Source organism: Streptomyces sp. A1136, from assembly GCF_004795055.1.
GTDB lineage: Bacteria > Actinomycetota > Actinomycetes > Streptomycetales > Streptomycetaceae > Streptomyces.
Genome location: NZ_SSBJ01000001.1, coordinates 186334 through 207432, shown reverse-complemented (window position 1 = coordinate 207432; position 21099 = coordinate 186334). Strand labels below are relative to the sequence as shown.

The following is a 21099-nucleotide window of genomic DNA, read 5'->3' as shown; positions in this document are numbered from 1 at the left end:
GGAATGCGCGCGCCGTAGGATCCGTTGGGTGGGGTGAGAGTCCGCACCGGCCCCCGGTAGGCAGCACGCAGTCCGCAGAGACGAGGAACGAACCCGTGAGCGACGTCCGAAACGTGATCATCATCGGCTCCGGGCCGGCCGGTTACACGGCCGCCCTGTACACCGCACGCGCTTCGCTCAACCCCCTCGTCTTCGAGGGTGCCGTCACCGCCGGCGGTGCGCTGATGAACACCACCGAGGTCGAGAACTTCCCCGGCTTCCAGGACGGCATCATGGGCCCTGACCTCATGGACAACATGCGCGGTCAGGCCGAGCGCTTCGGTGCCGAACTCGTCCCCGACGACGTCGTGGCCGTGGACCTCACCGGCGAGATCAAGACCGTCACCGACACGGCCGGTACGGTGCACCGCGCCAAGGCCGTGATCGTGACCACCGGTTCCCAGCACCGCAAGCTCGGCCTGCCCAACGAGGACGCGCTCTCCGGACGCGGCGTCTCCTGGTGCGCCACCTGCGACGGGTTCTTCTTCAAGGACCAGGACATCGCCGTCGTCGGCGGCGGCGACACCGCGATGGAGGAAGCGACCTTCCTCTCCCGGTTCGCCAAGTCGGTCACCATCGTCCACCGCCGCGACAGCCTGCGTGCCTCCAAGGCCATGCAGGACCGCGCGTTCGCCGACCCGAAGATCACCTTCGCGTGGGACAGCGAGGTCGCCGAGATCCACGGCGAGCAGAAGCTCTCGGGTCTCACGCTGCGCAACACCAAGACCGGCGAGACCTCCGAGCTGCCCGTGACCGGGCTCTTCATCGCCGTGGGACACGACCCGCGCACAGAACTGTTCACCGGTCAGCTGGATCTGGACGACGAGGGTTACCTCAAGGTCGACGCCCCGTCCACGCGCACCAACCTCACCGGCGTCTTCGGCGCGGGCGATGTCGTGGACCACACCTACCGTCAGGCGATCACCGCCGCCGGCACGGGCTGCTCCGCGGCCCTCGACGCGGAGCGTTACCTCGCCGCCCTCGCGGACGCCGAGCAGGCGCACGCGACCGTCTGACCCCCGCACCACCCCCCTCACCCACACCCCGCAGGAAAAAGGAGGCCGCTGTGGCCGGCACCCTCAAGAACGTTACCGACGCCAGCTTCGACGCCGACGTCCTCGCCGCCGAGAAGCCCGTCCTGGTTGACTTCTGGGCCGCGTGGTGCGGCCCGTGCCGCCAGATCGCCCCGTCGCTGGAGGCCATCGCGGCCGAGTACGGCGACCAGATCGAGATCGTCAAGCTCAACATCGACGAGAACCCGGCCACGGCCGCCAAGTACGGCGTCATGTCCATCCCGACGCTGAACGTCTACCAGGGCGGCGAGGTCGTCAAGACCATCGTCGGTGCCAAGCCGAAGGCCGCCATCCTGCGCGACCTCAACCCCTTCGTCGAGGTCAAGACCGCCTGACGTTCCACGTGAAACGGGGCCGCTCCTACCGGGAGCGGCCCCGTTCGCATGTCCTGCGGCCACATCTCACAGCGGACGCAGCGCCGGCTCCGTACGGGCCCGCGCCCCGCCGAGCAAGCGGTCCAAGGCGAGTTCCACGTCTTCCTTCCAGGACAACGTCGAGCGCAGTTCCAGGCGAAGCCGGGGATGCACCGGATGCGGCCGGACCGTCTTGAACCCCACGGACAGAAGGTGGTCCGCCGGAAGCAGACAGGCCGGTCGCTCCCATCGCGCGTCTCCGAACGCCTCGATCGCCCGGAACCCACGCCGCAGCAGATCCTTCGCCACTGTCTGGACCATCACCCGTCCCAGGCCCTGCCCCTGATACCCCGGCATGATCCACGCAGTGATGAGCTGCACCGCGTCGGGAGAGACCGGGCTCGTCGGGAACGCCGTCGCACGCGGCACGTAGGCGGGCGGCGCATAGAGCACGAAGCCCACGGGGACATCGTCCACATAGACGACGCGGCCACACGATCCCCACTCCAGCAGGACGGCGGAGATCCACGCCTCCTTCTCCAGTTCCGCGGTGCCCGCCTTCACGGCGGCCTCACCACTGACCGGATCCAGCTCCCAGAACACACAGGTCCGGCAACGCCGGGGAAGGTCCTGGAGGTTGTCCAGCGTGAGCGGTACCAACCGACGACCCATACACGCATCGTATCCGCTACGACAAAGAGGCGAGCCGTACCGGCTCGCGCCGTACGACTCGCCTCCCGCATTCCGGGCCGGCTCCGGAGCTACTCGCCGGACAGGCCCTGTTCCAGCACCCGGCCCTCGCCCGGGGCCAGCGTCCCCAGGATGCGCTCCAAGTCCTCCATCGAGGCGAACTCAACGGTGATCTTGCCCTTCTTCTGGCCGAGATCCACCTTCACCCGCGTCTCGAAGCGGTCCGAGAGCCGCGTCGCCAGCTCACTGAGCGCCGGGGCCACCCGGGCGCCCGCCCGCGGACCCTTCGGCTTCACCGGGCTCTCCGGCTCCGAACCCATCAGCGACACGATCTCCTCGACCGCGCGCACCGACAACCCCTCGGCCACGATCCGGTGCGCCAGCCGATCCTGCGTCTCGGAGTCCTCGACCGACAGCAGCGCCCGGGCGTGACCCGCAGAGAGGACGCCCGCGGCCACCCGACGCTGCACCGGGGCTGACAGCCTCAGCAGCCGCAAGGTGTTCGACACCTGCGGACGCGAGCGCCCGATCCGGTCGGCCAGCTGGTCATGAGTGCAGTGGAAGTCCTGCAACAGCTGGTCGTAGGCGGCCGCCTCCTCCAGCGGGTTGAGCTGCGCCCGGTGGAGGTTCTCCAAGAGGGCGTCCAGCAGCAGCTTCTCGTCGTCCGTCGCCCGGATGATCGCCGGGATCCGGTCCAGCCCGGCCTCCCGGCACGCGCGCCAGCGACGCTCACCCATGATCAGCTCATAGCGGCCCGGCCCGGACTGCCGCACCACGACCGGCTGGAGGAGACCGACCTCCTTGATGGAAGTCACCAGCTCCGCCAGCGCGTCCTCGTCGAACACCTCACGGGGCTGCCGCGGGTTCGGCGTGATCGCGTCCATCGGAAGCTCCGCGAATGTCGCTCCCGCCACCTCCACGGCCGCCGGCGCGGCCGGTTCCGGCACCCCCACCGAGGCGAGCGCCGGCGCCGTCCTGTCCCCGGCCACAGCCGGAGAAGCCTCGAAAGAGGCATCGGCCTGCGCCAGCGCCGCCAACTTCGCGGCGGCGATGCCCCGCTCCGACGTCAGCACCGGCACCGCCGACGGTGACGTCGACCCGGCACCCACCACGGGCGTCTTCTCCTGGGGAGCGGCGGGAATCAGTGCGCCGAGCCCCCGCCCCAGACCCCTACGTCGCTCACTCACTGGATCCCCTCCGCCATACTCTGCGTGCTGTTCATGCCGGCGCCCAGATGGGCGTGCCGGGCGTCGTAATGGATTCCGGCTCCCCGCAGCGCGATCTCCCGCGCCGCTTCCAGGTAGGAGAGGGAGCCGCTGGAACCCGGGTCATAGGTGAGCACCGTCTGTCCGTAGCTCGGCGCCTCCGAGATGCGCACCGAACGCGGAATGCTCGTCCGCAGCACCTCCTTGCCGAAGTGCGTGCGGACCTCCTCCGCCACCTGCGAGGCGAGTCGCGTCCTGCCGTCGTACATCGTCAGCAGGATCGTCGACACGTGCAGCGACTGATTCAGGTGGGCCCGCACCAGGTCGACGTTTCGCAGCAACTGGCCCAGCCCCTCCAGCGCGTAGTACTCGCACTGGATCGGGATCAGCACCTCCGCGCCGGCCACCAGTGCGTTCACCGTGAGCAGGCCCAACGAGGGCGGGCAGTCGATCAGGATGTAGTCGAGCGGCTGCTCGTACGCCTGGATCGCCCGCTGGAGCCGGCTCTCCCGAGCCACCAGCGAGACCAGCTCGATCTCGGCGCCCGCGAGATCGATCGTGGCCGGGGCGCAGAACAGCCCCTCCACATCCACCACGGGCTGGACGACCTCCAGCAGCGGTCGGCTGTCGACCAAGACGTCGTAGATGGAGGGCACGTCCGCGTGGTGGTCGATGCCGAGTGCCGTGGAGGCGTTGCCCTGCGGATCGAGGTCGATCACCAGGACCTTCGCCCCGTGCAGGGCCAGCGAAGCCGCCAGGTTCACGGTCGTCGTGGTCTTCCCGACGCCGCCCTTCTGGTTGGCCACCACCATGACCCGGGTCTGCGCCGGCCGCGGCAGCGGCTCGGCGGAGCGTCCCAGGGCGTCGGCGGCCGGCTGGGCGGCTCGGCCGATGGGGAGGTCATCGTTGTCCACCAGGGGCGGAGGTGCTGCTTCTACCCCAGCGGTGGCTGGGGAAGAGACATCCTCGCCCGGCGATTCAGAGCGGGGACCGGGGACCGGGTCGGCCATCGGCCCCGCGAGGTTGGCGTCGGACCGCACGGTGTCACTCTCCTCGACATCAGGCTCGCGATGAACAGAGCCTGCCATGTCACCGGGGTCACGAACCAGCGGGGCCCGAACTCCTGTGGATGAATCCACCGATGTGGACAACTCCGTCACCCCCCTGCCGTCACGCGGGCGGGGGGACGCGGCCGCACGACCGCGGCTGATGATTCCGTGCAGCAGGGAGCGACGTTTCACGTGAAACACGATGCCCGGACACGGTCTTCCGCCCGCTACGACACTCCGAAATCCATACCTATAGGGCCCAACACGCCTGAAACGGCCGGGTCCGGACCCAAAGGGACGATCGTCAGCGTCGGCGCCGGGTCCGCCCCACCCGGGCGGCCTTCGCGCGCTTGGCCGCGAACCTCACGCCGCCGGGGCTCTCACCCACCTCGACGCGTACCACCGTGGTCAGGGGGTCCACGACGCCCTCCCCGACGTGGAGCACCGAGGTCTTCACCACACCGAGCTTCGTCAGCGCGGCCTTGGCCGCCACCAGCTCCTCGTCGGCCGTGTCGCCCTTGAGCGCCAGCATCTCACCGTAAGGACGCAGCAGCGGCACGCCCCAGCCGGCCAGCCGGTCAAGCGGAGCCACCGCGCGCGCCGTCACCACATGGACGGGCTGGAGCTTGCCGAGCACCTCTTCCGCCCGACCGCGCACCACCGTCACGTGGTCCAGGCCCAGCAGTTCCACAGCCTCCTGGAGGAAGTTGGTCCGCCGCAGCAGAGGCTCCAGCAAGGTGATCTTGAGGTCCCTCCGCACCAGGGCCAGCGGGATGCCCGGCAAGCCGGCGCCCGAGCCCACATCGCACACCGAGACGCCTTCGGGCACCGCCTCGGACAGCACCGCGCAGTTCAGCAGGTGCCTCTCCCAGAGCCGGGGCACCTCACGCGGGCCGATCAGACCGCGCTTGACCCCCGCGTCCGCCAGCAGCTCCGCGTACCGCACAGCCTCCGGGAAAAATTCGCCGAAAACCGCACGCGCCTCTTCAGGCGCCGGGGGAAGCTCAGCTGCCTCCGTCACGGGGACCGTCCTTCCGTACAGAACTCACTCTTCACACAACGGGCACTGCCAGGCTTACAAACATCGGCCCCGCCTGCGAGACAGACGGGGCCGACCACACGCTTTTCCGGTCAGGCCGGGAGCACAACGACGAAGCGCTGCGGCTCCTCGCCCTCGGACTCGCTCTTGAGACCGGCCGCCGCCACGGCATCGTGGACGACCTTCCTCTCGAACGGCGTCATGGGCGCCAGCTTGAGCGGCTCGCCGGAGGCCTTCACGTCGGCCGCCGCCTGGGCGCCCAGCGCCGCCAGTTCCTCGCGCTTCTTGGCACGGAACCCGGCGATGTCCAGCATCAGCCGGCTGCGGTCCCCGGTCTCCCGGTGCACGGCGAGGCGGGTCAGCTCCTGGAGGGCCTCCAGGACCTCACCGTCGCGACCCACGAGCTTCTGCAGGTCGCGACCGGCGGAGTCACTGACGATCGACACCGCGGCCCGGTCGGCCTCGACGTCCATGTCGATGTCGCCGTCCAGATCGGCGATGTCCAGCAGGCCCTCAAGGTAGTCGGCCGCGATCTCGCCCTCCTGCTCGAGGCGGGTCAAGGTGTCGCCGCCCTCAGCGGCGGCGGTGGTGGTGCCTTCCGTCACGGGAGGGGCTCCTTCTTGCTTCTTGGAGGGCTACTTCTTGGTGGGCTTGCTGGGAGGCGTCTGACGCTTCGCCTTCGTCTGCCGCTTCGGCTGCTGCCGCTTGGTGGCGACACCGCCGCTCGCCGCATCCGCGTCGGCCGTCGCCTCGACGCTGCTGATCACGGAGCCGTCCGGCTGCGCGGCCATGCCCTGCTTCGTCAGCGCCGTGATGAACTTGCGCTCGTTGTCGTTGCGGTCCGGACCCTTGGCCACGATCGCCGCGACGATCTTCTTCTTGCCCCGGCCCTTGAGCTCACCGTGCGTGCTGACGTGCTTGAGCAGGCGGGTCAGGTACTGGTCCTGGGCCTTGCTGCCCGGCGTCGGGTTCTGGTTGATCACGTACATCTGCTGACCCATGGTCCACACGTTCGTGGTCAGCCAGTAGACGAGGACACCGACGGGGAAGTTGATGCCCATGAAGGCGAAGATCAGCGGGAAGACGTACATCAGCATCTTCTGCTGCTGCATGAACGGCGTCTTGACCGAGAGGTCGACGTTCTTCTGCATCAGCTGACGCTGGGTGTAGAACTGCGACAGCGACATCATGATGATCATGACCGCGGTCACGATCCGGACGTCGGTCAGCGAGGCGCCGAGCGCGGCGACCTTCTCCTCGCTGTCGGTGAACTTCGCCGCCAGCGGGGCACCGAAGATGTGCGCCTGACGCGCGCTCTCCAGCAGCGACTGGTTGATGACGCCGATGGTCTTGCCGTTGGCGATGGCCGAGAGCACGTGGTAGAGCGCGAAGAAGAACGGGGACTGCGCCAGGATGGGAAGGCACGAGGACAACGGGTTGGTACCCGTCTCCTTGTACAGCTTCATCATCTCTTCGGACTGGCGCTGCTTGTCGTTCTTGTAGCGCTCCTGGATCGCCTTCATCTTCGGCTGGAGCGCCTGCATGCCACGCGTCGCCTTGATCTGCTTCACGAAGAGCGGGATCAGGCAGATACGGATCAAGACCACCAGGGACACGATGGACAGGCCCCAGGCCCATCCGCTGTCGGGGCCGAAGATCGCGCCGTACAGCGAGTGGAACTGGACGATGACCCACGACACGGGTGTGGTGATGAAACTGAACAGACTGGCAATCGTGTCCACTAATCAGGCTCCTTGAGCATTGCGAGATCTACGCAACGCACTGCGCAGCTGCTCGTGCCAACGCGGGCGTTTCCGGGGTGGGACATGATCCACACCACCCGGGGACCACGGATTGCACCGCAGGATCCGCCAGGCGGTAAGAACCGTCCCCTTCACCGCACCATGCCGGTCGATGGCCGTGTACCCGTAGTGCGAGCACGAGGGGTAGTAACGGCACACCGGTCCGAGCAGCGGACTGATCGTCCACTGGTACAGCTTGATCAAAGCGAGCAGCGGGTACTTCATCGAGCCACGCCTCCCAGGAGCCGCTGTAGAGCGGCATCCAGGTCACGGGCCAGCTCGTCGAGGCCGGCGTCACCCGCACCGGGCAAGGCCCGTACCACCACCAGGCTACCGGCGGGCAGCTGGGACAGCCGCTCCCGGACGAGATGGCGCAAACGGCGCTTGACCCGGTTCCGTACGACGGCGTTGCCGACAGCCTTGCTGACGACGAAACCCGCACGCGTCGAGGGATCGATCTCCCCCGGCTCGTGCGGGTCCGTTGCACCGCTTGTACGTAGGTGGACGACGAGGAGCGGGCGGCCGGCCCGGCGCCCTCGTCGTACCGCGCTCGCGAAGTCCTCGCGCCGCCTCAGCCGATTTTCGGGAGACAGCACGACGTCACGACCCGCGCGTGTTACGCGGAGAGGGCGGCGCGGCCCTTGCTGCGGCGGTTCGCCAGGATGGCGCGACCGGCGCGGGTACGCATCCGCAGGCGGAAGCCGTGGGTCTTGGCACGACGGCGGTTGTTCGGCTGGAAGGTGCGCTTGCTCACTCGGGGGCTCCAGAGAATGAATCGTTGTGGCGGGACATCGCCTGGCTGTCACCGTGCGCCCACGAAGGAATTCTCGCGTGTTCGCCCGAGTGGCACCGCTACATGATCACAACCGGTGATCTTCGCCCATCGGTAGGCAGGCGGCAGCAGCCATCGACAACTCGACCTCGTTACGGTACGCGCGGCTACGCCATCCGGTCAAACCGAGCCCTGACTGCCGCACACTGTGCACAGGCTGTGGACAACGACTTGAACCGCACCCACCGGCCTGACTACCGTTGTCTGATCCCGGATTTTTGTCCCGACCGTCCCAAAGAACCACACATTCGTGGAACCGGGACCTGTGAGAGAGCGTGCTCTGTGGCTGACGTACCTGCCGATCTTGCCGCAGTGTGGCCACGCGTGCTCGACGTACTCCTGGGGGAGGGGCAGCCGGGCATCGAGCCCAAGGACAAACAGTGGGTCGAACGCTGTCAGCCCCTGGCCCTCGTCGCCGACACCGCTCTGCTCGCCGTCCCCAATGAATGGGGCAAGCGCGTCCTGGAGGGCCGGCTCGCCCCGCTGATCAGTGACGCCCTCAGCCGCGAGTGCGGTCGGCCCATCCGGATCGCGATCACCGTGGACGACTCCGCGGGCGAGCCGACCCCGCCCGCGCCCTCAGGCCAGCAGCGCGAGTCCTATGGCGGCCAGCGGACCGGCGGGCACACCGGCCCCGGCCACACCGGCCCCGGCGGGTCCGACGACGAACGGCTGCCCACCGCGCGCCCCGCATACCCGGACTACCAGCAGCAGCGACCCGAGCCCGGCTCGTGGCCCCGCGGCGGCCAGCACGACGACTACGGCTGGCAGCAGCCCCGCCTCGGCGGCTTCCCGGAGCGCGACCCTTACGCCTCACCCCAGCCCGGCTACCTCCAGCAGCCCGAACAGGGCGGCTACGAGCAGGGCGGCTACGAGCAGGGTTCCTTCGACCAGCAGCAGTACGACCAGCAGCAGTACGAGCAGTCCCCGTACGAGAAGCAGCAGCACCAGAAGCACCAGTACGAGCAGCAGCAGTACGAACAGCCCTCCCCGCGACCGGCCCCGCACCGCCCCGCGCCCCCGGCCCCGTCCGGCGGTTCCACCTCGGGCCCGCTGGAGCCGACCGCCAGGCTGAACCCCAAGTACCTCTTCGACACCTTCGTCATCGGAGCGTCGAACCGCTTCGCGCACGCCGCCGCGGTGGCCGTCGCCGAGGCGCCCGCCAAGGCGTACAACCCCCTCTTCATCTACGGGGAGTCGGGCCTCGGCAAGACGCACCTGCTGCACGCCATCGGGCACTACGCGCGCAGCCTCTATCCGGGCACCCGGGTGCGGTACGTGAGCTCCGAGGAGTTCACCAACGAGTTCATCAACTCGATCCGCGACGGCAAGGGCGACGCGTTCCGCAAGCGCTACCGCGAGATGGACATCCTGCTCGTCGACGACATCCAGTTCCTCGCGAGCAAGGAGTCGACGCAGGAGGAGTTCTTCCACACCTTCAACACCCTCCACAACGCCAACAAGCAGATCGTGCTGTCCTCCGACCGGCCGCCCAAGCAGCTCGTCACCCTGGAGGACCGGCTCCGCAACCGCTTCGAGTGGGGTCTGATCACCGACGTCCAGCCGCCCGAGCTGGAGACCCGGATCGCGATCCTGCGCAAGAAGGCGGTCCAGGAGCAGCTCAACGCCCCGCCGGAGGTACTGGAGTTCATCGCTTCCCGCATCTCGCGCAACATCCGCGAGCTGGAGGGGGCGCTGATCCGCGTCACGGCCTTCGCGAGCCTCAACCGGCAGCCGGTGGACCTCGGTCTGACGGAGGACGTGCTGAAGAACCTGATCCCCGGCGGCGAGGACAGCGCGCCCGAGATCACCGCTTCGGACATCATGGCCGCCACCGCCGACTACTTCGGGCTCACCGTGGACGACCTGTGCGGCTCCTCGCGCAGCCGGGTCCTGGTCACCGCCCGGCAGATCGCCATGTACCTGTGCCGGGAGCTCACGGACCTCTCGCTGCCCAAGATCGGGGCCCAGTTCGGCGGACGCGACCACACCACCGTCATGCACGCGGACCGCAAGATCCGCGCCCTGATGGCGGAACGACGCTCGATCTACAACCAGGTCACGGAACTCACCAACCGCATCAAGAACGGCTGAGCCGACCTGCCCCAACCCCCGTGTGCGGAACGGGCGGAAGGCCCCTTCGGCCCGCCCGGACCCGCCCGGACCCGTCCGGACCCGTCCGTCCACGCCCGTACACCCCACGCCCCTACAGCCCGACCACGCCCGTCCACGCTCGTCTACAGGGGCGCTTCCGGATCGAACCGGGGGCGCCCTTCTTCGTGCGCGCGCTGTTGCTCTGTTCGAATACGCCCCCTGGGAGCCAACTCATCCACAGATGTGGCGACTTTCTTCCGTCCACACCCTGGGGAGGGCCGCCGTCACCCACAATCTGTCCACAGGGATGCCGGGTGAGAGGCCATCAGGGCAGTTCAGACCCCTGTGGAATTGTGCACAACTTCTGTCCACAGGCTGTGGACAGAAAAATCGTCCACAGGCTCGTCCACCTCTCTGTCCACCGCCCACTCACAGGTTCCCGCATCCTGTGCACAGGATGGGACGACTTCTCCACACCGTTGTCCACTGTTCGGCAACCCGGACCCCCGCGTCACCGCCCCGAGTGAAAGCGGTCACACGGAGGTCGATGTTTGGTCTGTGGAGTACTGGGGAAAAGCTGGGGACACACCTGTGGAGTAGTGGGGGTCGTCTGGGGACGGCCTGTGCAGAAGTTTTCGTTCTCCACAGAGACACCGTGTTGTCCACCGGTGCCACCCACAGGGTGTGGGGATAAAAAACCGGGGCTGACCTGCGAGGACGGGCTTATCCACCGTTTCCACAGGCCCTACTACTACCCCCATAGAGATTTAGGCCGGATTCGGTTTTCAAGCAGGTCCTGTGCACAACTCGTCGTGCGGCCGCCGCGACGCCGTGCTCCCGACTTGACCGGCGACAGCACCGACTGTCGGCGCCGTACGTCAGACTGGTCCCCGGCACCGAGGCCTCGGTCCGTCGAGACCCTGGGCCAGGAGCCGACGACGAAGGCCGGCAGACGAGCGAGCAACAGCAGGAGGCGGTTCCGGTGAAGATCCGGGTGGAGCGCGACGTACTCGCGGAGGCGGTGGCCTGGGCTGCCCGCAGCCTCCCGGCCCGGCCGCCGGTGCCCGTTCTCGCGGGCCTGCTGCTCAAGGCCGAGGACGGCACGCTGTCGCTTTCCGGCTTCGACTACGAGGTCTCGGCCCGCGTCTCCGTCGAGGCCGACGTCGAGGAGGACGGCACGGTCCTCGTCTCCGGCCGGCTCCTCGCCGACATCTGCCGCGCCCTCCCCAACCGCCCGGTGGAGATTTCCACAGACGGTGTACGGGCGACCGTGGTCTGCGGCTCCTCCCGGTTCACCCTCCACACCCTGCCTGTGGAGGAGTACCCGGCGCTGCCGCAGATGCCGACCGCGACCGGCACCGTTCCCGGCGAGGTCTTCGCCTCCGCCGCCGCCCAGGTCGCCATCGCCGCGGGCCGCGACGACACGTTGCCCGTGCTGACCGGTGTCCGCATCGAGATCGAGGGCGACCGGGTCACCCTCGCCTCCACCGACCGCTACCGCTTCGCGGTCCGCGAGTTCCTGTGGAAGCCGGAGAACCCCGACGCCTCCGCCGTGGCCCTGGTGCCCGCCAAGACGCTCCTGGACACCGCCAAGTCGCTGACCAGCGGTGACACCGTGACCCTCGCCCTCTCGGGCTCGGGTGCGGGCGAAGGGCTCATCGGCTTCGAGGGCGCGGGCCGCCGCACCACGACCCGTCTTCTCGAAGGCGACCTGCCGAAGTACCGCACGCTCTTCCCGACGGAGTTCAACTCCATCGCGGTGATCGAGACCGCCCCGTTCGTCGAGGCCGTCAAGCGAGTCGCCCTCGTCGCCGAGCGCAACACCCCGGTCCGCCTGAGCTTCGAGCAGGGCGTGCTGATCCTGGAAGCCGGCTCCAGCGACGATGCACAGGCTGTGGAACGCGTCGACGCGAAGCTGGAGGGCGACGACATCTCGATCGCCTTCAACCCGACCTTCCTGCTGGACGGCCTGAGCGCGATCGACTCGCCCGCCGCCCAGCTGAGCTTCACCACCTCCACCAAGCCGGCGCTGCTCAGCGGCCGACCCGCGGTGGACGCCGAGGCGGACGAGGCGTACAAGTACCTGATCATGCCGGTGCGGCTGTCCGGCTGAGTCCGTCCCGTCGGGCCCGGTCTCGCGACTGCGCGGGCCGGGCCCGACGGCGTACCCGGCACGTTGGGTGGGGTCCCGCCCGACAGCCCGGCGTAGGCTCGGATCCGGGGACGGCCCCGGATCCCGGGGAGCCCGGCACAGACGGCCACAACGCTTAAGGAAGCACCTGATGGAGCTTGGTCTCATCGGTCTCGGCAAGATGGGCGGCAACATGCGCGAGCGCATCCGCCGCGCAGGCCACACCGTCATCGGATACGACCGCAACCCCGACCTCGCGGATGTCCACAGCCTGCGGGAACTTGTGGACGGCCTCCAGGCCCCCCGCGTGGTGTGGGTCATGGTCCCGGCGGGTGCGGCGACGCAGTCCACCGTCGACGAACTGGGCGAGCTGCTCTCGCCCGGCGACATCGTCGTCGACGGCGGCAACTCGCGCTGGACCGATGACGAGAAGCACGCCGAGGAACTGGCCGCCAAGGGCATCGGCTTCGTCGACTGCGGTGTCTCCGGCGGCGTGTGGGGCCTGGAGAACGGCTACGCGCTGATGTACGGCGGCGAGAAGGAGCACGTCGCGGCCGTACAGCCGATCTTCGACGCCCTCAAGCCGGAGGGCGAGTTCGGCGCGGTGCACGCCGGCAAGGTCGGCGCCGGCCACTTCGCGAAGATGGTCCACAACGGCATCGAGTACGCCATGATGCAGGCCTACGCCGAGGGCTGGGAGCTGCTGGAGAAGGTGGACTCGGTCACCGACGTCCGCGAGGTGTTCCGGTCCTGGCAGGAGGGCACGGTCATCCGTTCCTGGCTGCTGGACCTGGCCGTGAACGCGCTGGACGAGGACGAGCACCTGGAGAAGCTGCGCGGCTTCGCGCAGGACTCGGGCGAGGGCCGCTGGACGGTCGAGGCGGCGATCGACAACGCCGTTCCGCTGCCGGCCATCACCGCCTCGCTCTTCGCCCGGTTCGCGTCCCGCCAGGACGACTCCCCGCAGATGAAGATGATCGCCGCGCTGCGCAACCAGTTCGGCGGGCACGCGGTCGAGAAGAAGTAGCCCGCGCACGGCACCACCGGCACCGCCGGCACGCCACGCGAGAAGGCACCACAGCAGCACCACAGCAAGCAGCGGGAAGCCGGGGGAGGTCGGCGCACCATGTACGTCTCGCATCTCTCACTGGCCGACTTCCGCTCCTACGCCCGGGCCGAGGTCCCCCTCGGTCCGGGCGTCACCGCGTTCGTGGGCCCCAACGGCCAGGGCAAGACCAACCTCGTCGAGGCGATCGGATACCTCGCGACCCTCGGCAGCCACCGGGTCTCCTCGGACGCCCCGCTGGTCCGGATGGGCGCGGACCGGGCGATCATCCGCGCGGCTGTGGCGCAGGGCGAACGCCGCCAACTGGTCGAGCTGGAGCTCAATCCGGGGCGGGCGAACCGGGCCCGTGTCAATCGGTCCTCGCAGGTCAGGCCGCGGGACGTGCTGGGTATCGTGCGTACGGTGCTGTTCGCGCCGGAGGACCTGGCGCTGGTGAAGGGCGACCCGGGAGAGCGCCGCCGCTTCCTGGACGAGCTCGTCACCGCCCGCTCACCGCGGATGGCCGCCGTCCGCTCGGACTACGAGCGGGTGCTGAAGCAGCGCAACACCCTGCTGAAGTCGGCGGCGATGGCCCGTCGGCACGGCGGGCGTTCCATGGACCTCTCGACCCTCGACGTGTGGGACCAGCACCTCGCCCGGGCGGGCGCGGAGCTGCTGGCGCAGCGGCTGGACCTGATCGCGACCTTGTTGCCGCTGGCGGACAAGGCGTACGAGCAGCTCGCGCCGGGCGGCGGCCCGCTGGGGCTCGCCTACAAGGCCTCGGCCGCAGACGCCGTGGACAGCGGCGCGGCGCGGACCCGGGAGGCGCTGTACGAGGTGCTGATCGCGGCTCTGGCCGAGGTGCGCAAGCAGGAGATCGAGCGGGGCGTGACGCTGGTGGGTCCGCACCGCGACGACGTGCTGCTGCGGCTCGGGGACCTGCCGGCGAAGGGGTACGCGAGCCACGGCGAGTCCTGGTCGTACGCCCTGGCCCTGCGGCTGGCCTCGTACGAGCTGCTGCGGGCGGAGGGCGACGAGCCGGTGCTGATCCTGGACGACGTGTTCGCGGAGCTGGACGCGCGGCGCCGGGAGCGGCTGGCGGAGCTGGTGGCCCCGGGTGAGCAGGTGCTGGTGACGGCGGCTGTGGACGACGACGTTCCGGACGTGTTGGCGGGGGCGCGGTTCGGGGTGTCCGGCGGTGAGGTGACCCTGCTGTGAGCGAGTACGAGCCCCCGCGGCGCGAGCAGCGTCCGGAGCCCCCCGAGCACCCGGAGCGCAAGACGCCGCAGCTGTCCGGGGTGGACCTGGCGCGCCAGGCCTTGGCGGCGGCGCGCGAGCAGGCACGGGCGCGGGGCAACGCTGCGCCCGGGAAGAAGCGGCAGCAGCCCGGGCTGCGGTCGGGCGCGCGCGCCGACGGCCGCGACCCGATGCCGTTGATGGCGGCGCTGGCCCGGTTGCGGACGGAACACGGCTGGGAGATGCCGATGGCGGTGGCCGGCGTGATGGAGCGCTGGCCGGAGATCGTCGGTCCGGAGATCGCCGCGCACTGCGTACCCGAGCGGTACGAGGACCGCGAGCTCGTGGTCCGGTGCGATTCCTCGGCGTGGGCGGCGCAGCTGAAGCTGCTGGCGCCGCAGCTGGTCGCGCGGCTGAACGCGGAGCTGGGACAGGGCACCGTACGGATGATCAAGGTGCACGGCCCCGGCGGCCGGCCGAAGCAGTACGGGCCGTGGCGGGTGCCGGGCGGCACCGGCCCGGGCGATACGTACGGCTGACCCCTCCGGGACCCCTGCTCCCCCCCCAGACCCCCCTCGGACGTGGCCGCGCGCCCGCTGAGCGGTGCGCCGTGACCGCCCCGCGCCATGTTGATCACGGGCCGGCGACGGTGTGGTTTCGGCCGGGTCGCGGCCGGGCTCCGTCGCATGCGCGCGGGTGGCGTCCCTCACGGTAGTCGCGGGTTGACAACCCGAAGCGCTGGACGCCCGCGTGAGCCTCTTTGGGCCCCTCCCCGGATATGGGGAGTCGGAGAGAGGAGGTTCAGGGCGGCACATGCGGACTCAGGTACCGGCAAACCCCCATTCATGTCAGTGGTACCGGTAGACTGGAGACAATCCCGCCCGATTAGCGGGTGGACACCCGACAACGCAGACAACGCAGATCGACGCGGCCGCTCCCGCCGGCGCACATGCTGGACCGGAGTACGGGCTGCGCTGTGCCAGAAAGGGCGCTTCGTGGCCGATTCCGGCGACTCCAACGAGAAGAATTACGACGCCAGTGCGATCCAGGTCCTCGAGGGCCTGGACGCCGTTCGCAAGCGGCCGGGCATGTACATCGGCTCCACGGGTGAGCGTGGTCTGCACCACCTCGTCTACGAGGTCGTCGACAACTCGGTCGACGAGGCCCTGGCCGGGCACGCGGACACCATCGACGTGACGATCCTCGCCGACGGCGGCGTACGCGTGATCGACAACGGCCGAGGCATCCCGGTCGGCATCGTGCCGTCCGAGGGGAAGCCGGCCGTCGAGGTCGTCCTCACGGTCCTGCACGCGGGCGGCAAGTTCGGCGGCGGCGGCTACGCCGTCTCCGGCGGTCTGCACGGCGTCGGCGTGTCCGTCGTGAACGCCCTGTCGACCAAGGTCGCGGTCGAGGTCAAGACGGACGGCTACCGCTGGACCCAGGACTACAAGCTCGGCGCCCCGACGGCCCCCCTCGCCAAGAACGAGGAGACCGACGAGCACGGCACGTCGGTCACCTTCTGGGCCGACCCGGACATCTTCGAGACGACCGAGTACTCCTTCGAGACGCTGTCGCGGCGCTTCCAGGAGATGGCCTTCCTCAACAAGGGCCTGACCCTGACGCTGACCGACGAGCGCGAGTCGGCCAAGGCCACCGTCGGCGCGGACGACCCCGACGCGGACGCGGCCGAGCCGACCGCGCGCACGGTGAAGTACTACTACGAGGGCGGCATCGTCGACTTCGTGAAGTACCTCAACTCGCGCAAGGGCGAGCTGATCCACCCGACCGTCATCGACGTCGAGGCCGAGGACAAGGAGCGCATGCTCTCGGTCGAGATCGCGATGCAGTGGAACTCGCAGTACACCGAGGGTGTCTACTCCTTCGCGAACACCATCCACACGCACGAGGGCGGTACCCACGAAGAGGGCTTCCGCGCCGCGCTGACGGGTCTGGTCAACCGTTACGCCCGCGAGAAGAAGCTGCTGCGCGAGAAGGACGACAACCTCGCCGGCGAGGACATCCGCGAGGGTCTGACGGCGATCATCTCGGTCAAGCTGGGCGAGCCCCAGTTCGAGGGCCAGACGAAGACCAAGCTGGGCAACACCGAGGCGAAGACCTTCGTGCAGAAGGTCGTGCACGAGCACCTCAACGACTGGTTCGACCGCAACCCCGTCGAGGCCGCGGACATCATCCGCAAGTCGATCCAGGCCGCCACGGCGCGCGTCGCGGCCCGCAAGGCCCGTGACCTGACGCGTCGCAAGGGCCTGCTGGAGAGCGCCTCGCTGCCGGGCAAGCTGTCCGACTGCCAGTCGAACGACCCGAAGAAGTGCGAGATCTTCATCGTCGAGGGCGACTCGGCCGGTGGCTCCGCGAAGTCCGGCCGCAACCCGATGTACCAGGCCATCCTGCCGATCCGCGGCAAGATCCTGAACGTCGAGAAGGCCCGTATCGACAAGATCCTCCAGAACACCGAGGTCCAGGCGCTGATCAGTGCCTTCGGAACCGGTGTGCACGAGGACTTCGACATCGAGAAGCTCCGCTATCACAAGATCATCCTGATGGCGGACGCCGACGTCGACGGCCAGCACATCAACACCCTGCTGCTGACCTTCCTGTTCCGCTTCATGCGGCCGCTGGTCGAGGCCGGGCACGTCTATCTGTCGCGTCCCCCGCTGTACAAGATCAAGTGGGGTCGGGACGACTTCGAGTACGCGTACTCGGACCGCGAGCGCGACGCCCTGGTCGAGCACGGCAAGGCACAGGGCAAGCGGATCAGGGAAGACTCCATCCAGCGCTTCAAGGGTCTGGGCGAGATGAACGCCGAGGAACTGCGCGTCACGACCATGGACGTGGACCACCGCGTGCTCGGCCAGGTCACCCTGGACGACGCCGCGCAGGCCGACGACCTGTTCTCGGTGCTGATGGGTGAGGACGTCGAAGCCCGGCGCTCCTTCATCCAGCGCAACGCCAAGGACGTCCGCTTCCTCGACATCTGAGTCGGCTCAGCTGACTGCCTGAAAGGACTTCTGACCAGCAATGGCCGACGAAACCACCCCGACCGCCGAGAACACCGAAGAGGAAGGCCAGCAGCTGCGCATCGAGCCCGTCGGGCTCGAGACGGAGATGCAGCGCTCCTACCTCGACTACGCGATGTCCGTCATCGTCTCCCGCGCCCTGCCCGACGTACGGGACGGTCTCAAGCCCGTCCACCGTCGCGTGCTGTACGCGATGTACGACGGTGGCTACCGGCCCGAGAAGGGCTTCTACAAGTGCGCCCGCGTCGTCGGTGACGTCATGGGCACCTACCACCCCCACGGCGACTCCTCGATCTACGACGCCCTGGTCCGCCTGGCCCAGCCGTGGTCGATGCGGATGCCGCTGGTGGACTCCAACGGCAACTTCGGCTCGCCGGGCAACGACCCGGCGGCAGCCATGCGCTACACCGAGTGCAAGCTGATGCCGCAGGCCATGGAGATGCTCCGGGACATCGACGAGGAGACCGTCGACTTCACGGACAACTACGACGGCCGCAACCAGGAGCCGACGGTCCTGCCGGCGCGCTTCCCGAACCTGCTGGTCAACGGCAGTGCCGGTATCGCGGTCGGCATGGCCACCAACATCCCGCCGCACAACCTGCGCGAGGTCGCGGCCGGCGCCCAGTGGGCGCTGGAGCACCCGGAGGCCTCGCACGAGGAGCTCCAGGACGCGCTCATCGAGCGCATCAAGGGCCCCGACTTCCCGTCCGGCGCCCTCGTCGTCGGCCGCAAGGGCATCGAGGAGGCGTACCGGACCGGTCGCGGCTCCATCACCATGCGCGCGGTGGTCGAGGTCGAGGAGATCCAGAACCGCCAGTGCCTGGTGGTCACCGAACTCCCGTACCAGACCAACCCCGACAACCTCGCGCAGAAGATCGCGGACCTGGTCAAGGACGGCAAGATCGGCGGCATCGCCGACGTCCGCGACGAGACCTCCTCGCGGACCGGTCAGCGTCTGGTCATCGTCCTCAAGCGGGACGCGGTCGCCAAGGTCGTGCTGAACAACCTGTACAAGCACACCGACCTGCAGACGAACTTCGGCGCGAACATGCTGGCGCTGGTGGACGGGGTGCCGCGCACCCTGTCGATCGACGCGTTCATCCGCCACTGGGTGCAGCACCAGATCGAGGTCATCGTCCGGCGCACCCGCTTCCGCCTGCGCAAGGCGGAGGAGCGCGCCCACATCCTGCGCGGTCTGCTCAAGGCGCTGGACGCGATCGACGAGGTCATCGCGCTGATCCGGCGCAGCAACACGGTCGAGATCGCGCGCGAGGGCCTGATGGGCCTGCTGGAGATCGACGAGATCCAGGCGAACGCGATCCTGGAGATGCAGCTGCGCCGCCTCGCCGCGCTGGAGCGGCAGAAGATCGTCGCCGAGCACGACGAGCTCCAGGCCAAGATCAACGAGTACAACGCGATCCTCGCCTCCGAGGAGCGTCAGCGCTCCATCGTCAGTGAGGAGCTGGCGGCCATCGTCGAGAAGTTCGGCGACGACCGGCGCTCCAAGCTGGTGCCCTTCGACGGTGACATGTCCATCGAGGACCTGATCGCCGAAGAGGACATCGTCGTCACCATCACGCACGGTGGTTACGTCAAGCGCACCAAGACCGAGGACTACCGCTCGCAGAAGCGCGGCGGCAAGGGCGTGCGCGGCACGAAGCTGAAGCAGGACGACCTGGTCGACCACTTCTTCGTGTCCACCACGCATCACTGGCTGCTGTTCTTCACCAACAAGGGCCGGGTCTACCGGTCCAAGGCGTACGAGCTCCCGGACGCCGGACGTGACGCGCGCGGTCAGCACGTCGCGAACCTGCTGGCCTTCCAGCCGGACGAGAAGATCGCCCAGATCCTGGCGATCCGCGACTACGAGGCCGCTCCCTACCTGATCCTGGCCACCAAGGGCGGCCTGGTGAAGAAGACGGCGCTGAAGGACTACGACTCCCCCCGTGCGGGTGGTGTCATCGCCATCAACCTCCGCGAGACGGGCGCCGACGGCTCCGACGGCGGTGCCGACGAGCTGATCGGTGCCGAGCTGGTGTCCGCCGAGGACGACCTGCTGCTCATCAGCAAGAAGGCGCAGTCGATCCGCTTCACCGCGACCGACGAGGCGCTGCGTCCGATGGGCCGTGCCACCTCCGGTGTGAAGGGCATGAGCTTCCGCGGAGGGGACGAACTGCTCTCCATGAGCGTGGTCCGGCCCGGTACCTTCGTCTTCACCGCGACCGACGGCGGCTACGCCAAGCGGACGCCGGTGGACGAGTACCGCGTCCAGGGCCGCGGTGGGCTGGGCATCAAGGCGGCGAAGATCGTGGAGGACCGCGGTTCGCTCGTCGGCGCGCTGGTGGTCGACGAAACGGACGAGATTCTCGCAATCACCCTCAGCGGTGGTGTGATTCGTACGCGCGTCAATGAAGTCCGGGAGACCGGCCGTGACACCATGGGCGTCCAGCTGATCAACCTGGGCAAGCGGGACGCCGTGGTGGGTATCGCGCGAAACGCCGAGGCCGGTCAGGATGCCGACGAGGTCGACGACGAGAACCCGTCGCAGACCGAGGAAGCCGAAGGACAGGCCGTTGAGGCCGCCGAGGGCACGCAGCCTTCGGCTGGGGAGCACGAGGAGTAAGTCGTGAGTGGAGCCACGGGCGCCGGACCGGCCAAGACTGGAGCGAACGGTGCCCGTGGCCCCGCCGCGGATTCTGATGGCGGGGGCGCCGCCGCGAAGGGCAGGGGGAGCACGGTGACGGACACCCGAGGGCCTAAGTCGAAGGCGAAGGCCGGCGCGGGCCAGGACGCGGGCGCGCAGCCGTACAAGCCGCCGCAGGCCTATGCGGCACCCGCGGGCCCGGGCGCGCAGCGTCAGGCGCGCACGGGGGTCCGTACGGCTCCCCGCACCCGCAAGGCGCGGCTTCGGGTGGCCAAGGCCGACCCGTGGTCCGTGATGAAGGTCAGCTTCCTGCTGTCGATCGCGCTCGGCATCTGCACGGTCGTGGCGGCCGTGGTGCTGTGGATGGTCATGGACGCGATGGGCGTGTTCTCGACGGTCGGCGGCACGATCAGCGAGGCGACCGGTTCCAACGAGAGCAACGGCTTCGACCTCCAGTCGTTCCTGTCGCTGCCCCGCGTGCTGATCTTCACGTCGGTGATCGCCGTGATCGACGTGGTGCTGGCGACGGCCCTCGCCACGCTCGGCGCGTTCATCTACAACGTCTCGGCCGGGTTCGTGGGCGGTGTCGAGCTCACGCTCGCCGAGGACGAGTGAGCCTGACTGACCTGCGGGGACGGCCTCGCGGAACGGATTTGGGACCTGCCGGGTCTGTGCGCTAACCTTCAGGAGTCAGCGCGCAGCGCGGATGGGGCTATAGCTCAGTTGGTTAGAGCGCATCCCTGATAAGGATGAGGCCACAGGTTCAAATCCTGTTAGCCCCACAGTGTCGAAGACCCCCAACCGATTCCGGTTGGGGGTCTTCGCGTTGTGC

General features: G+C 68.8%; 18 protein-coding genes, 1 tRNA gene and 1 pseudogene. 11 read left to right on the top strand and 9 right to left on the bottom strand.

All coding sequences use genetic code 11. The features are described 5' to 3' along the window. The first annotated feature begins 95 nt into the window (after positions 1–95). Positions 96–1055: a thioredoxin-disulfide reductase gene (gene trxB / locus E6R62_RS01000; protein WP_136210337.1), complete on the top strand. Its 960-nt coding sequence runs from the start codon at positions 96–98 to the stop codon at positions 1053–1055. A 50-nt stretch (positions 1056–1105) separates the two neighbouring features. Continuing rightward, positions 1106–1447 (top strand): thioredoxin, encoded by a 342-nt coding sequence (trxA, locus tag E6R62_RS00995; protein ID WP_136210335.1) that lies wholly within the window; start codon positions 1106–1108, stop codon positions 1445–1447. Positions 1448–1513: 66 nt separating this feature from the next. Here trxA and E6R62_RS00990 read toward each other — a convergent pair whose 3' ends face one another. From E6R62_RS00990 to rpmH, 9 genes and pseudogenes are all read right to left on the bottom strand, one after another. Continuing rightward, positions 1514–2137 carry a GNAT family N-acetyltransferase gene (locus tag E6R62_RS00990; RefSeq protein WP_136210333.1) on the bottom strand — a complete coding sequence of 208 codons (624 nt, stop codon included), beginning with the start codon at positions 2135–2137 and terminating at the stop codon, positions 1514–1516. 89 nt (positions 2138–2226) lie between these two features. Further along, positions 2227–3342, bottom strand: coding sequence for a ParB/RepB/Spo0J family partition protein (locus tag E6R62_RS00985; protein WP_136210331.1), 1116 nt, complete (start codon positions 3340–3342; stop codon positions 2227–2229). Then, a complete protein-coding gene (locus E6R62_RS00980; protein ID WP_136210329.1) occupies positions 3339–4448 on the bottom strand; it encodes a ParA family protein in 1110 nt (369 codons plus the stop codon). Before E6R62_RS00980 ends, E6R62_RS00985 begins: the two co-directional genes overlap by 4 nt. Before the next feature lie 265 nt (positions 4449–4713). Beyond that, positions 4714–5430, bottom strand: coding sequence for a 16S rRNA (guanine(527)-N(7))-methyltransferase RsmG (rsmG, locus tag E6R62_RS00975; protein WP_136210327.1), 717 nt, complete (start codon positions 5428–5430; stop codon positions 4714–4716). Positions 5431–5540: 110 nt separating this feature from the next. Beyond that, positions 5541–6053, bottom strand: a complete 513-nt coding sequence (locus E6R62_RS00970) for a R3H domain-containing nucleic acid-binding protein (RefSeq protein WP_136210325.1) — start codon at positions 6051–6053, stop codon at positions 5541–5543. 30 nt (positions 6054–6083) lie between these two features. Then, positions 6084–7190 (bottom strand): membrane protein insertase YidC, encoded by a 1107-nt coding sequence (gene yidC, locus E6R62_RS00965; RefSeq protein ID WP_136210323.1) that lies wholly within the window; start codon positions 7188–7190, stop codon positions 6084–6086. Positions 7191–7220: 30 nt separating this feature from the next. Continuing rightward, positions 7221–7475 (bottom strand): annotated as a pseudogene (gene yidD, locus E6R62_RS00960) (membrane protein insertion efficiency factor YidD); the annotation flags it as partial. Then, entirely contained in the window at positions 7472–7846 is a 375-nt protein-coding gene (gene rnpA, locus E6R62_RS00955; protein ID WP_136210321.1) for a ribonuclease P protein component, read from the bottom strand. The gene rnpA and the pseudogene yidD, both read right to left, overlap by 4 nt. 20 nt (positions 7847–7866) lie before the next feature. After that, positions 7867–8004 (bottom strand): 50S ribosomal protein L34, encoded by a 138-nt coding sequence (rpmH, locus tag E6R62_RS00950; RefSeq protein ID WP_018547628.1) that lies wholly within the window; start codon positions 8002–8004, stop codon positions 7867–7869. A gap of 360 nt (positions 8005–8364) precedes the next feature. Here rpmH and dnaA point away from each other — a divergent pair, with 360 nt between their 5' ends. The 9 genes from dnaA to E6R62_RS00905 all read left to right on the top strand — a co-directional run bounded on the left by dnaA (position 8365) and on the right by E6R62_RS00905 (position 21049). Beyond that, positions 8365–10176: a chromosomal replication initiator protein DnaA gene (gene dnaA, locus E6R62_RS00945; RefSeq protein WP_136210319.1), complete on the top strand. Its 1812-nt coding sequence runs from the start codon at positions 8365–8367 to the stop codon at positions 10174–10176. Between the two features lie 982 nt (positions 10177–11158). Next, positions 11159–12289 carry a DNA polymerase III subunit beta gene (gene dnaN / locus E6R62_RS00940; RefSeq protein WP_136210318.1) on the top strand — a complete coding sequence of 377 codons (1131 nt, stop codon included), beginning with the start codon at positions 11159–11161 and terminating at the stop codon, positions 12287–12289. A 169-nt stretch (positions 12290–12458) separates the two neighbouring features. Continuing rightward, a complete protein-coding gene (gene gnd, locus E6R62_RS00935) occupies positions 12459–13334 on the top strand; it encodes a phosphogluconate dehydrogenase (NAD(+)-dependent, decarboxylating) (protein WP_136210316.1) in 876 nt (291 codons plus the stop codon). A 99-nt stretch (positions 13335–13433) separates the two neighbouring features. Next, the gene (gene recF / locus E6R62_RS00930) at positions 13434–14570 is read left to right on the top strand and encodes a DNA replication/repair protein RecF (protein ID WP_136210314.1); all 1137 of its coding nucleotides are present in this window, start codon (positions 13434–13436) and stop codon (positions 14568–14570) included. Continuing rightward, complete coding sequence (locus E6R62_RS00925; protein WP_240801413.1) at positions 14567–15127, top strand: DUF721 domain-containing protein; 561 nt, start codon at positions 14567–14569, stop codon at positions 15125–15127. The genes recF and E6R62_RS00925 overlap by 4 nt, the downstream gene beginning before the upstream one ends. A 435-nt stretch (positions 15128–15562) precedes the next feature. After that, the gene (gene gyrB / locus E6R62_RS00920; RefSeq protein ID WP_136210652.1) at positions 15563–17584 is read left to right on the top strand and encodes a DNA topoisomerase (ATP-hydrolyzing) subunit B; all 2022 of its coding nucleotides are present in this window, start codon (positions 15563–15565) and stop codon (positions 17582–17584) included. 40 nt (positions 17585–17624) lie between these two features. Continuing rightward, the gene (gene gyrA / locus E6R62_RS00915; protein ID WP_136210312.1) at positions 17625–20246 is read left to right on the top strand and encodes a DNA gyrase subunit A; all 2622 of its coding nucleotides are present in this window, start codon (positions 17625–17627) and stop codon (positions 20244–20246) included. A 3-nt stretch (positions 20247–20249) separates the two neighbouring features. Beyond that, positions 20250–20882 carry a DUF3566 domain-containing protein gene (locus E6R62_RS00910; RefSeq protein ID WP_136210310.1) on the top strand — a complete coding sequence of 211 codons (633 nt, stop codon included), beginning with the start codon at positions 20250–20252 and terminating at the stop codon, positions 20880–20882. A 93-nt stretch (positions 20883–20975) separates the two neighbouring features. Then, positions 20976–21049, top strand: a tRNA-Ile gene (locus E6R62_RS00905). Positions 21050–21099 lie beyond the last annotated feature (50 nt).